Raw genomic sequence first — 13,244 nt, 5'->3', positions numbered from 1 at the left:
TCGCGTCGGCTGGCGGACGCCGATGCGTGAGTCGACAACTATCACCCTGCAGGGGCCCGATGTCCCAGCACACGCACCAGTGCCGAAATAGGCCCTGCCGCTGTCAGTCTTGGAGGACTGTCCGGGCGAAACTGCTCAGTGCCTCCCGATCCGGTTGCTGTGTCTTGGTCATCAGGCTGGCCACATGCTTCTCCACGGTCCGGGGCGAGATGTGCAGCCGGGAGGCGATCGACTTGTTCCCGATCCGGTCGACCAGGAGCTGACAGACCTCGTACTCGCGGGTGGTGACGCCGAGCTGGCGCAGATGCGCGGGCACCTGCTCGGTCCCGCTCCGCCGCTGCGAGACGGTCGCACCAAGCTGCCGCAACAGACTCCGGCACGCACTCGCCACCGCCGGGATCTCCGCGTTGTGGAAGTAGTCCTCAGCCTGCCGCAACCACGCGACAGGCTCGCCCCACCCGTCCGCGTGCGCCGGCTCGGCCACCATCCGCAGCCCGAGGTAGCGCGCCAGCGGATAGATCGACGCGGTCTCCAGCGCCTCCACCACTTTGGCGTTGGCCGCGTCGTACCGCCCGTCCCGCCCGAGCAGTACGGCGTGCGCCAGCTGGACAAACTGTTTGTTCCACCGCATCCCACTGGCGGCCGTCGCAGTGACCGCCTCGAAGTGCGCCCAGCCGTTCCTGCCGGACAAGACGCCGAGTAGCAGGCCCAGCCCGTTCTTGCCCGAGGTGTGGAAGGTGGTCGGGTTCTGAGCGTCGTACGCGAGGGCTTGGGCCAGGTCGGAGTCGGCCAGTTCGCGGTTCTCCTCCAGGAGTGCGCAGAACGCACGAGCCAGGCCGTAGGAGTACGGCAGCTCGTACGACGCGCGCTCGCCACCCCAGCTGGCCACCTCGGCGAGTGTCGCCTCCATCGCCGCCCGCCGGCCCCGGTGTGCCTCGAGAATCGCTTTGGTGGACAGGAAGTACGTCGCCGACCGGCCCATCCGGAGTCGCCGGGTGACCGCCAGGCACTCGTCGATGATCGCGGCCGCCTTGTCGTACTCGGATCGCAGGATCGCCTGCTGACCGAGGATCCCGTCCACCTCGTAGACCAACGGGATCGCGCCGATCCGCAGCGCCTGCTGCCGGGCCCGCTCCAGCTCGAGAATGCTCCCGTTCGCGAGGCAGATCGTCCCCGCCTGGAAGATGTGCGAACAAACCCGCTGGAACGTCATCGCATGCTCTTCGGCGACCTGCCGGGCCCGATGGAAGTAGTCGATCGACTGATCGAGGTCGTGCTCACGGGCCAGAATCCCCAGCAATTGAAGGGAGTCGCAGGCCACCGCGGGCAGCTTGGCCCGTTCGGCCGCCGCCGCGGCGCGGGTGGCCAGCTCGGTGGCCGCCTTCAGCCGGCCGGGACTCGATCGGGCCAGCTCGAGGTTGGCGGCGATCGCGTCGACCGGCGCGATGTCGGCGTCGGCGGCGTCGATACCGAGCAGCGACCGCGCGGTCGCGACCTGGGTCAGTGCGGCCGACCAGCGACCGGCCATGTGTTCGAGGTTGGCCAGCTGCACGTGCAGGGCGGCGACCTTGCGGCTGTCCAGGTTGCGGTCGGCCATCTCCTCGATCGTCGCGGCGTGGTCCCCGCTGGTCTCGAACTGGCCGGTCTCACTCAAGGCGATCAGCAACGAGCCCAGCACCTCGGCGCGGCAGGTGGTGTCCGGATCGCCGGCCAGCAAGGCATTCGAGCGCTCCAGCAGCTTCACCGCCGACGCCATCGACCCTTCGTCGAAGGACCGCCTCCCGGCCGTGGCGAACAGCCGGCCGGCCCGGGCTTTGTCGCCGCCGGTTTCGGCGAGCTCCGCGACCATCGGGCACCACTCGCCCGGCAGTCCGGGGTGCAGCTCCTCGATCGCGTCCGCACACCGTCGCGCGAGAGTGGAACGCTCGGTCGGTGTCAGCCCGGCTAGCAACGCATCGGCCGTCAGTGGATGCCGGAACGCGTACCAGTCAGGCACCGGCTCGTCCGGCCCGACCAGTTGCGCAGCCAAGCCGGCACGCAGCGTGGCCAACAGCAACCGTTCGTCGGTCCCAGTGGCTTTGCGTACGACGCTCAGCGGAAAGCGGTGACCGATCACGGCCGCCAGCACGAGCAGGTCGCGCGACTGCGGCCCGAGCTGATCGGTGCGGCTACCGATGCTCCGGACAACGGCCGCGGGCACGTTCGTCTGCAGACCGTCGACGACCTGCACACTCCCGTCGGCCCTGGACAGTAGTTGCCCGGTCCGGCTCGCCTCCTGCAGCAGTTCCTCAACGATGAAAGGGATTCCGGCGCTGTCATGCCACAGCCGATCGACCAGGGTGTCGGGTACGCCGCTCGCGGGCACCTCGAGACAGCCGGCGGCCAACTCGCCGACCTCGGCCCGGTCCAGCGGCGGCAGCTCGATCAGGGCGGCCGTTCCGCGTTGTGCTGACAATCTGGCCAGCTCGAGCGCCGCGCAGGTCTCGGAGCGCAGAGTTGCGACCAGCGCGATCGGCTGGTCCTCCAGGTTGTCGAGCAGGTACTCGATCACTGCCAGGGTCTCGGGATCGGAGCCGTGCAGATCCTCCAGTACCAGCAGGCAACCGCGGTCCTTGGCGACCAGGGCGAGGAGCCGCAGGACAGCCTCGCCCAGGACGACGGTCGAGGTCGCGGTGTCGTGCGCAGTACCGTCGTCCCAGTCCGGGATCAGCCGGCTGAGCACCTGACGGTAGGGGCCGAGCCCGTCGGTGGCGGGCATCTCGCCCCGGCGGACGAGCGACAGCAAAGCCTCGGTGAACGGGCGGAACGCAACCATGGCGCCGATGGCTCCGACCCTTCCACGCAGGGTCGCCATTGCGTCATCCAGTGCTTTGGTGGTGGCCAGTCCGGCCAGCCGGCTCTTGCCGATGCCGGGCTCACCGACCAGGAAGACCGCACCGCCGTGGCCCCCACGGGCCGCAGCCAGCAGGTGGTCGAGATGATCGATCTCCCGGTCCCTGCCGACCACTCTGGGCGAACGGGTCTGCATGCTTGCCAACTCTAACGACGTATCGCTGACCCCGCAGTGAATCGGCGAAGCCGGTCACCCCCCAGGGCCGGCCGGCTTCACCGTTCAAACGTTCGCTGCGAGTCAGTTCAGGCTGATGGTCGGCCAGGTGCTGGCGAGTTCGTTGCCGACGGCTGCGATCGCGAAGGTGCTCAGGCCGACGGTGCCGACCAGGGCCATCGCGCGGGCGCCGACTTTGGTGCGCTTCGGCAGTGTGATCGGACCGAGCGGGTCGGTAGCGTCCGGAGCGGTGGACTGGGCGTCGGGCTGGGATTCGGGCTGGTGCTGGGCGGTCATGCGCTTCCCCTGTCGCTGTGTGGGTTCCGGCGCTGTGATGGGCGCCTCGACCCGGTGGTTGGTTCGAGCAGCAGCACGGACGGAACGCGTTCGGGGAACGCCAGCCGGAGCAGGCCGTAGCCGATTCCCGCCAGACCGGTCAGCAGGCCTGGAGATGGAACCGCCCGCGGTGTCCCGCACTGCGGCCCGTACTGCTGTACTGCGGCGAGCACCAGCCCGGCACGGCGTCGCCGTACCGCCTCGACGGCTGGGTGATCGCGTTCGGCCAGCCACATCAGTGGCTCGACCGCGCCGAGCTCGCCGTGGCACAGACTCATGTCGGCGAGCACCGGACGTTCTGTTGCGGCCCTCAGATACGCATCGAGGTCCGCGGGTACTCCGGCCGCCAGCCGGGCCAGTGCGGTGCCGGCGTCACCCGAGCACCAGCCGTGGCCGGCAGGCCGGTCCCCTCGATCCAGATCGGCAGCCGCGCGCGCGGCATCCAGGTACCTGTCACCAGGCACGCCGTACTGACCGAGAGACCACGCGATTCCCTGGTAACCGCGAGCGAAACCGTGATCCGCTGCTACTCGGCCACGGAGGCCGCTCTCTACGGTGGTTACCAGTTCGTCGGCGTACCGCGTGGCCAGTCTGTGTGCCGCCGGGAGGCCGTCGATCGCTTGCATGGCGGCGAGTCCGCCGGCTGCGCCCTCGGCGTACGTCGGGAACTCGGTGGGATCGGGGACGAGCCGCTCGGTGAGTTCCAGCGCCCCTGCCAACCAGGTGGTGAGCTCGGAGTCGCCGAGGAGTTCGCAGAGGCGGTTGAGGCCGTAGCTGATGCCGCCGAGTCCGTGGAAGCCGGGTCCCACGAGTTGCGCCGACTCCGGGTCCGCGGCCAAGGCCTCGAGCAAGTGGGGGAGCGGGCGGATCGCGTCGCGCGCGAGATCGCAGTACTTACCGGCTCCGGTGAGGACGCCGACCTGAGCAAGGAAGAGCGCCGTACCGGTGTAGCCGTTGGAAAGCCCTGCACCCATTGGCCTGATGGCCCAGTGGTGGTCGTCGAGCAGTTCGAGACCGAGCCAGTTGGCCGCGCCGCCGCGCTCGCTGATCACCTGCGCGACGATCTCGTCGGCGATGTCGGTGGCCGCTGCCAGCATGCACTCGGGGTCCGCCTCGGTGGCGCCGAGCCACGGCCTGCTGGCCGTCGTCGCGTGCACGATCGGCTCCGGCCGGGTGGCGAGCGATGCCGAGATCAGCCACTTCTGCCGGTGCTCGTCGATGTCGCCGAGACTCGCGATCTTCGCCTCGACCGCGGCCAGGCCTTCGGTGGCGAGGACGTTGGCGATGCGGGTGCCGTCGGACGACCAGACGTCACGGCTGTCCGGACGTGCAGTGAAGAGCGGTACGTCGCCGGCCCACAGGTCGGCCAGCTCGTAAGGCACCAGGTCGCGCAGGGACTCGTCGGCGTCCCACAGCAGATCCAGTAGCCGGCTGCGACCGGCCGCGTCCCGCAGTGCGTCCGGATGCGTCGACTCGTCCAGCAGGCCCGTGTAGAGACTGGTGCTCCTCGGGACGAACCTGATCTGGTCCGAAGCGCAGCGAGCCAGCAGACCGTCGGGCCCGATCAGCTCGTCGCGATGCCAGGCGATCGCCTCGTACGCGGCCCGGAACCCTGTCAGCACAGCGATCTCGTGGTCCCGCGGCTCGATCATCGCACCGTCGAGCAGCGGCCGGTTGGCGGCGCTGTGCGTCCGGCCAGGACGCCGGACCAGGTGCATCGAGTCCAGACCGGCGTCGGCCCAGTCGACCACCCCCATGGGCGCCGCCGCGTCCGCGTCACCGCCCAGCCCGGACAGGTCAGCCACTCCGTGCTCGCCGGTGACCAGCAGCGGCAACAGCGCGGTGCGGTAGACCGAACTGAGAAGCGCGCGGTACGCCGGGTCGCGGCTGAGCGAGCCCACTGGTGTGTTGCTCGGATGGAACAGGGTCTCCACGTCGACGAGGACAGGCTGGTCGCCGACGGCGATCAGGTTCTCGTAGTGCATGTCGGTGCCGTCCAGCACGTATAGCAGCGCCAGTAACGCGCCCTGCCGGTGATAGAAGCGCCGTACGCCGGCCAGATCGTCACACGGCTCGTGTACGACGTACTCCAGCCAGCCATAGCCGTGACGGGTCAGCAGGTCGACCGTGCGGATGTCCAGACCGGTCTTGTCGTTCAGCCAGTCGACGAGCTCGTTGAAATGCCGATGCAGGCCGAGCGGCCGGGGCTTGTAGACCAGCCGCCGCCCGTCCGCGAAGGTGAGGGTCGCTGTGCACCGCCCGCCGCGGTGGGGATCGCCACCGGGCTCGATGGCGGTCAGCCCGCCGGGGTCACGGCCGCCCAGCAGTCCGGTGACCAGCGACTCACGGTCGTCGGCGAGCCGTGCCAGCAACTCGAGATGACCCTCGACCGCCTGCCGGCACGACTCGCCCAGGACCCGCGCCAGCACCGGGTAGGCGGCCAGGAACTCCGCCAGCTCGCTCCCTCCGACGAGCCGGTGGGTGAAGTCCAGGAACCGTTCGGCCGAGGTGTCGCCGGCCAGCTCACCGCGGTCGCGGGCGCGGGCGAGCTCCAGCACCAGCGTCCGCGACGCCAGCTTCACCAGCCGCAGCCCGAGCCGGTGCAGGAACTGCTCGGTCAGGACGCCGGTGTGCCCGGCGGCGACCAGATCGCGGCGTGCCGCGGTCAGGAGGGGTTCCAGGCAGCGCATAAGCGCCTGCCGCCAGTCCGTGCCGGGCCCACCCGTTGCCTCGGCCGCCCCACCTGACGTGTGGCCGCCGATGACACCGGTCCCTGCAGGGCCCCGACCGGCGGCAGGCGCGCTCGGTGGGAGAGCGGTACTGCGCTCCACGTACTCGACCCAGGCCGGAGCGGTCTGGGTCAGCTCGTGCGGGCGCATCCCCGCGGACCACCAGGTGTCACGCTGGTCGGTCCGGGCCCGCCCGGTGGTCACTGAGTTGAGCACGCGCACAGGCTGCCATCGGCGACGGGGTCGGGGCATGGGTAACCAGCCCCCATATTTAGGTGGGGGCTCGTGGCGGCGTCGGGTTCGAGCCTTGGCGGCGATGCCTGCCGCGGGGCGACGACTGGGGGTTGACCACCCCGCGGCAGCAGCGCCCGGCCGAGCGGCCTCTGGTGGAAGGCCGGCCGGCTCAGGTCGGGAACGCTACGGTTCCCAGCTCGATGTCTGCACTCCTGGTTGGCCTCCTCTGTCCGCGAATCCGCAACGATCGCCGGGAACGATGCCGCGACGATCCGGCACCGGGCAAGGGCTCCGAACCCCCAATTTCCGGCCGCCCGGCAGGCCCGGACAGATGGGTGTGGAACGGCCGGAACATGGGGGGCGAACACCCATGTGTGATGCCGCGGACACTGCAACGGTGAACAGGTGCTCACCCCTGTCGCTCCTGGACTGCCCGTCTCGGCTCACTCCGTGCTGGACGTCGTACCGCAGCTGCCCGGTCAGTCGGCTGCGGCCGCGCTCCGGGAGACCGCGGAGGTGGCACAGGCTGCCGACGACCTCGGCTACCGCCGGTTCTGGGTGGGGGAGCAGCACGGCGTCCGAGGCGTCGGCAGCGCGGCACCGGCTGTGCTCGCGGCGGTCCTGGCCGCACGGACGGACCGGATCCGGTTGGGCGCCGGCGGTGTGCAGCTGGCCAACCATCAACCGCTGGTCGTCGCAGAGCAGTTCGCTGCACTGGCAGCGGCGTACCCGAGCCGGATCGATCTCGGCGTGGGCCAGCAGCACAGCCTGATCCCGAGTACGGCGGCCGCGCTCGGCGGTGGAGCCCGGGACGCGTTCCCGCAGCGGTTGGACGAGCTGTGCGGCTTCCTCCGGGACGGCTTGCCCGGGCGAGCACCTGTGGGCGACGTACGGCTGACACTGGCCGGCTTGCCGCCACCGGTGTTCGTACTGGCCGACCATCCGGGTGCTGCGGCGACTGCTGCCGTCCGTGGGCTGCCTCTGTTCCTGGCGCATCACTGCGCGGCTGCCGGGACGCCGGCGGCGGTGGCGGCGTACCGGGATCACTTCGAGCCGACCGGGCCCACGGTGAAGCCGTACCTCGCTGTCACCGTCGGTGTGGTCGCGGCCGACTCGGAGGAGGAGGCGATCATCCGGTTCGCGGAGTACGTGCGGGTGAAGACCCGCCTCGGTACGACGGGACCGCGAGCGACACCGGCCGAACTGATGGCGGTCCTCGAGCAACCACTGACCGGACGCGAGCGCGGCCGGGCCGAGCGGATGCTGGACGACCCGAGCACCATCGTCGGCTCGCGAGCGTCCGTGGTGGCCGAGCTCGGTGGACTGGTCGCCAATACGACCGCCGACGAGATCATGCTGGTCCCACTCGCCTTCGACGGCCTGGTCCGGTCGGCGATCCTCCGCACCATCGCCGCCGGCCTGACCCGCATGGTCCGCACGATCCCGAGGCACGCCCCACCACTCATCGCCACCGCCTAATGTGGGTACTGCCGACTAGTGAGAGGCGGGCTCATGTCACGGGAGCGGGAAGTCGTCGAGGCGTGTCCGACCGAGCTGTACATCGGGGGGAAGTGGGTAGCGGCCGAGGGTGGGAAGACGCTCGCCGTCGAGGACCCAGCCACCGGTACGACGCTCTGCGACGTGGCCGATGCCAGTCCGGCCGACGGCAAGGCCGCACTGGACGCAGCGGTCGCCGCGCAGGCGGACTGGGCCGCCACCCCGCCGCGAGAGCGTGGCGAGATCCTGCGCCGTACCTATGAGCTGATGACCGAGCGGGCCGACGACCTCGCGCTGCTGATGACGCTCGAGATGGGCAAGCCGGTCGCGGAGTCCAAGGGCGAGATCGCCTATGCGGCCGAGTTCTTCCGCTGGTTCGCCGAGGAGGCCGTCCGGATCGACGGCGGCTACCAGATCGCGCCGAACGGCAAGGGCCGCTTCCTGGTGATGCGGCAGCCGGTCGGGCCCTGCCTGCTGATCACTCCGTGGAACTTCCCGGCCGCGATGGGCGCCCGCAAGATCGGTCCGGCCGTCGCCGCGGGCTGCACGATGGTGATCAAGCCGGCCTCCCAGACCCCGCTGTCGATGCTCAAGCTGGCCGAGCTGATGACCGAGGCCGGACTGCCGGCCGGGGTGCTGAACGTGATCACCACGCACAACGCCGGCGGTGTGATGGAGCCGCTGATCCGGGACGGCCGCGCGCGCAAGCTGTCCTTCACCGGCTCGACCCAGATCGGCCGGAAGCTGATCGAGCAGGCCGCCGAGCAGGTGCTGCGGACCAGCATGGAGCTGGGCGGCAACGCACCTTTGCTCGTGTTCGCCGACGCCGACCTGGACAAGGCGGTCGACGGCGCGATGCTGGCCAAGATGCGCAACGGCGGCGAGGCCTGTACGGCGGCCAACCGGATCTACGTACAGACGCCGGTGATGGACGCGTTCGCGGCCCGGCTGACCGAGCGGATGGCCGCGCTGAAGGTCGGCCGTGGCACCGAGGACGGGGTCGACGTCGGCCCGTTGATCGACGGGACCCAGCGGGACAAGGTGCGCGAGCTCGTCGACGACGCGGTGGACCAGGGCGCGCGGGCGCTGACCGGCGGATCGGTTGCCTCGGGCAACGGGTACTTCTACCCGCCGACCGTGCTGGCCGACGTCCCGCAGAGCGCCCGGCTGCAGAAGGAGGAGATCTTCGGCCCGGTCGCACCACTGACCGCCTTCGAGACCGAGGAGGAAGCGGTCCGGATGGCCAACGACACGGAGTACGGCCTGGTCTCCTACCTGTTCACCAACGACCTCACCCGCGCGCTGCGTGTCTCCGAGAAGCTCGAGACCGGGATGATCGGCCTCAACCAGGGCATCGTCTCCAACCCGGCCGCACCGTTCGGCGGCGTCAAGCAATCCGGCCTCGGCCGCGAGGGCGGCACCGTCGGCATCGACGAATACCTGGAGATCAAGTACGTCGCGATCAACGTGGACTGATCTATTCGACGGTCAGGGTCAGGCGCTGGATGCCCCAGTTGCCGGCGGCTGGGCCGGGCGGGAACCAGACGTCGACGATGTCGTCCTTGATCCAGCTGCCGATGTCGGCCGCGTAGCAGTGGCCGTAGCCGGGCACCCATAGGCGGGTCCCCCACGGGATGATCCGGGCATCGACCGCGCAGATCCCGGTGCCGGCGTTGTAGCCGAGCGCGGTCTGAGCGACATCGTTGTACGCCGAGACCCGGTAGTTCAGCGTGGTCCCCGGCGCCAGGGCGAACGCGGCCAGCCGGTTGGACGAGTTCAGCCGGTACGACGTGGTGATCTGCCCGATCGATGCCGCCGCGGTGTCCTCCGACGACATCGCATAGACCTGGTAGTGCGCACCGTCGCACGGGCTCGCATCAGTCACCTGCAAGGTCGGTTGACCCCAGTCACTGATCCACTGCAGCGCCTGACCGTTCTTGAACGCGCGATACGCCTTCGCCCCGGCCACCCGGCTGAACGTGAACGTCACCTTCCCGTCCGCGCCGAGCCCGCCGTCGATCCCCGTCGGCGCGGGCAGTCGCCCGCTGACGTCGTACGGCGGTGCGGTCGTCCCGTCGCCGTGACCACCGGAGATCGGCCGGTCGGGAATCGGGCCGGTGTAAAAATGCTGACAGGCCGGCAGCGCCGCCGACGCGGTGGATGGTGCGACGACAAGGGCGGCAAGGCTGACGAGAACGACGCTCAGAGCACGCGATCGAGGCATGACGGCAAGACCTCCAAGGTGGGGCGGGACCATGAGGTTTCACCCTCAAGTAGCGGTCCCGCACCCCACTTAGTCAAGGTCTCGACGTAATTCAGTTCACCAGATCGTTCGCCGAGCGCAGCACCGGTACGCCGACCTGCGCCGGAGCCGTCCCGCCCGTCACGTGGAAGGTGTGGCGCTCGCCCGCGGACAGGGTGATCAGACACGAGTCCACCCGCGCCGCCGCGTCCAGCCGGTCCGGGAACAGCGCCAGGTCCTTCGCCAGTGCGGTCGCGGTGACGGTCACGTCGTACCCGTCGGTGGTCGGAGCGACCGACGCGGTGTAGGCGTCGCCGGCCAGCCGCAGCGCGGTGTCCTCGACGAAGTACCAGTACGCCGTCGACTCGCCGCTGCGGACCTCGAGGTACTCGCGGTGGGGGTCGCCCGGCGTGGCGACCGATTCGGGAACCGAGCTGAGGACCGCCGAGCGTGGTTCGACCTCGAGCGCGAACGTCTCCTGCGCGAGGACGGTGCTGTCGGCGCCGGTCGATCGCCGGCGGACCGTGATCTCGCCCGTCCACCGCGCATCCGTGTCGTTGTGCGCGGCAACTACTAGCCCGTCTTCCCGCGGCTGCACGGTCAGCAGGCGGTCGGCGTACACGCGCTTCAAGGCGAACCACAGCGGCTTCCGGATCCCGTGCCCGTCGACCGCCGCCCACGACACCACCGGCCAGTTGTCGTTCAGCTGCCAGACCACCGCGCCGGTGTTCAACGGGAACAGGCTACGGAAGTGCTCGATGCCATAGGCAACCGCTCGCGCCTGGTTCAGCTGGGTCGTCCAGTGCCAGTCGTCGATGTCCTTCCACCCCGGCAGGTGATCCCCGAGCCCGCGATCCAGCTTGAGGTTGCCCTCGAAGGCCTTCTGGTGCACGAGCATCTGCGCACCGTACGGATCCAGCGGCGCGTCGTGCACGACCGAGGTCAGCGTCGACCACGCCGGCGGCCCCTGGAACCCGAACTCCGACACGAACCGCGGCTTGTACTTCCGGTACGTCGTGTAGTCCACCTGGTTCCAGACGTCCCAGATGTGCATCGTCCCGTGCCGCTCGTCGTTCGGGTGGATGAAGCGGTCGTACGAGTATGGGCTGCCCGGCGAGTACGGCGTCCGCGGGTCGAGCTCGGCCACTATCTTCGGCAGCAGGTCGAAGTAGTACCCCTCACCCCAGGCGCGCCCGGCCAGCGGCACCCGCCAGCCCCACTCGACGTACCCCCAGATGTTCTCGTTGTTGCCGTTCCACACCGCGAGGCTGGCGTGCTTGCTCAGCCGGCCGACCGCCTCCCGTGCCTCGGCCTCCACCTCGCTCCACAGCGGTTCGTCCTCCGAGTACGCCGCACACGCGAACAGGAAATCCTGCCAGACAAGGATTCCCAGCTCGTCGCAGACGTCGTAGAAGGCTTCGCTCTCGTAGATGCCACCTCCCCAGACACGCAGCAGGTTCATGCCGGCGCCGACCGCGTCCTGGATGCTGGTGCGGTAGGTCTCCGGGGTCAGCCGGGTCACGAACGCTTCGTCGGGGATCCAGTTCGCGCCCCGGATGTAGATCGGCTTGTCGTTCACCGACAGCACGAACGGCGTCCCATCGTTGTCCGGAGCAACATTCAGCGACACGGTCCGGAACCCGACCCGCCCGTTCCACTCATCCCGGTCGTCCACCGTGACGGTCACGTCGTACAGCGGCTGCTCGCCGTGCCCGCGCGGCCACCACAGGTCCACCGCGTCGATCGTCGAGGTGAGCTCGACGGTCTCGGTGCCGGCGGCAACTGTCACCGTCTGCGTCGTGCCGCCGACCTCGACGGTGATCGACGCCTCGCCGCCCTCGCCGTCGGCCCACGCGAGCGCGACGTGAGTAGTCAGGACGCCCTGGTCGCCGTCGACACCGGCCAACGGACGGACCATGTCGATCCGCACGCCGGACCACGACTCGATCCGGATCGGCCGCCAGACACCCACGGTCGCGACGTCCGGACCCCAGTCCCAGCCGAAGTTCGACGCCATCTTCCGCAGCTCGTTGTACGGGTGCAGGTTCGTGTGCGGCCAGTCGCCGACGGTCGCCCGGATCTCCTCGGTCGCCGACACCGGACCCGCGAACTCGATGACCAACTCGTTGTCACCGGCAATCAACGCCTCGGTGACGTCGAACCGGTACAACCGGTGCTGGTTCGCGGTGCGGCCGAGCTCCCGGCCGTTCAGCGTCACCGTCGCCACCGTGTCGAGGCCCTCGGCGACCAGCTCCTGCCGGTTGTTGCCGTCCGCAGTCCAGGTGAACTCGGTCCGGTAGCGCCACGACGTCCGGCCGATCCAGGCCAGCTTCGACTCGTTGTCACCGTCGAACGGATCCGGGATCTCGCCCGCCGCGAGCAGATCGGTGTGCACCTCGCCGGGCACCGTGGCGGTGATCGGCCGCCCGATCAGGCCCTCCGGCGCGGAACCCTCCAGCGCACTCACGGTCCAGACAGCACCGCCGTCGGTGGTCAACGGCACGACATTGAGGGTTGTCACAGGCGTTCTCCCAGGTGAACCGGTTTAGTCGGTGCGAACCACTCCCCGATCGAGGGGAGCGGTGAGTTTCAGTCTTGCAGCACGACGCGTCGCCACAGGTCGGCGATCGCGCGGTGTCCGGCGGCGGTCGGGTGCACGCCGTCGTTCGCGAGTGTGGCCGCACCGACGGCCGCGGCCTGCCGGTTCAGCTCGACATCGGCCGGCACCAGGATGGCGCCGTACTCGACGGCGAGTTTGCGGACCACGTCCAGCTTCGGATCGAGGTCCTCCCGCCATGCCTCCTGCCCGTCCTTCACCGGGAGCAGGAAGGGCTCCATCACGACGACGGGGCAGGTGAGCGGGTCGAGCATCGCCCGGTACGACTCCTCGAACGACTCGGCCGTCGTCGCGTCGTCCTCGTCGTACCGCCGCCAGGTGTCGTTGATCCCGACCAGGATCGACACCAGCGACGGCTCGTGGGCCAGCACATCGGCGGACCACCGGGCAGCCAGGTCGGTTGCCGCTGATGCCGGCGTTGACGATCCGCGGCCGGCGCTGACCGAGATCGTCGTACAGGGTGCGCACATAGCCGTCGCCGAGCCCGTCCGGGTCGATACGACGGCCGCAGTCGGTGACCGAGTCCCCGGCGAACACGAGGGT

Annotated in this window: 8 protein-coding genes; 2 read left to right on the top strand and 6 right to left on the bottom strand. The window is 69.7% G+C overall.

What is annotated here, in order from left to right:
* Window positions 1-103: 103 nt before the first annotated feature.
* The 3 genes from ACXC9Q_RS10060 to ACXC9Q_RS10050 all read right to left on the bottom strand — a co-directional run bounded on the left by ACXC9Q_RS10060 (window position 104) and on the right by ACXC9Q_RS10050 (window position 6,327).
* The gene (locus ACXC9Q_RS10060) at window positions 104-3,028 is read right to left on the bottom strand and encodes an ATP-binding protein (protein WP_457056208.1); all 2,925 of its coding nucleotides are present in this window, start codon (window positions 3,026-3,028) and stop codon (window positions 104-106) included.
* Between the two features lie 102 nt (window positions 3,029-3,130).
* Window positions 3,131-3,343, bottom strand: coding sequence for a hypothetical protein (locus ACXC9Q_RS10055; RefSeq protein ID WP_328525731.1), 213 nt, complete (start codon window positions 3,341-3,343; stop codon window positions 3,131-3,133).
* The gene (locus ACXC9Q_RS10050) at window positions 3,340-6,327 is read right to left on the bottom strand and encodes a type 2 lanthipeptide synthetase LanM family protein (protein ID WP_457056207.1); all 2,988 of its coding nucleotides are present in this window, start codon (window positions 6,325-6,327) and stop codon (window positions 3,340-3,342) included. Before ACXC9Q_RS10050 ends, ACXC9Q_RS10055 begins: the two co-directional genes overlap by 4 nt.
* A 423-nt stretch (window positions 6,328-6,750) precedes the next feature.
* On the opposite strand from ACXC9Q_RS10050, the gene ACXC9Q_RS10045 reads away from it, so the two are divergent.
* The gene (locus ACXC9Q_RS10045; RefSeq protein WP_457056206.1) at window positions 6,751-7,824 is read left to right on the top strand and encodes an MsnO8 family LLM class oxidoreductase; all 1,074 of its coding nucleotides are present in this window, start codon (window positions 6,751-6,753) and stop codon (window positions 7,822-7,824) included.
* 33 nt (window positions 7,825-7,857) lie between these two features.
* Window positions 7,858-9,318 (top strand): NAD-dependent succinate-semialdehyde dehydrogenase, encoded by a 1,461-nt coding sequence (locus ACXC9Q_RS10040; RefSeq protein ID WP_457056205.1) that lies wholly within the window; start codon window positions 7,858-7,860, stop codon window positions 9,316-9,318.
* A gap of 1 nt (window position 9,319) precedes the next feature.
* Here the strand turns inward: ACXC9Q_RS10040 and ACXC9Q_RS10035 are convergent, their stop codons facing one another.
* The 3 genes from ACXC9Q_RS10035 to ACXC9Q_RS10025 all read right to left on the bottom strand — a co-directional run bounded on the left by ACXC9Q_RS10035 (window position 9,320) and on the right by ACXC9Q_RS10025 (window position 13,171).
* On the bottom strand, window positions 9,320-10,066 hold the full coding sequence (locus ACXC9Q_RS10035; RefSeq protein ID WP_457056204.1) for a 3D domain-containing protein: 747 nt from the start codon (window positions 10,064-10,066) through the stop codon (window positions 9,320-9,322).
* Between the two features lie 91 nt (window positions 10,067-10,157).
* Window positions 10,158-12,605 carry a glycoside hydrolase family 2 protein gene (locus ACXC9Q_RS10030; protein WP_457056203.1) on the bottom strand — a complete coding sequence of 816 codons (2,448 nt, stop codon included), beginning with the start codon at window positions 12,603-12,605 and terminating at the stop codon, window positions 10,158-10,160.
* 68 nt (window positions 12,606-12,673) lie between these two features.
* Window positions 12,674-13,171: a GDSL-type esterase/lipase family protein gene (locus ACXC9Q_RS10025; RefSeq protein ID WP_457056202.1), complete on the bottom strand. Its 498-nt coding sequence runs from the start codon at window positions 13,169-13,171 to the stop codon at window positions 12,674-12,676.
* Window positions 13,172-13,244: the final 73 nt, after the last annotated feature.

Source organism: Kribbella sp. CWNU-51, assembly GCF_054073265.1.
This window is presented reverse-complemented; position numbering and strand designations above follow the sequence as displayed.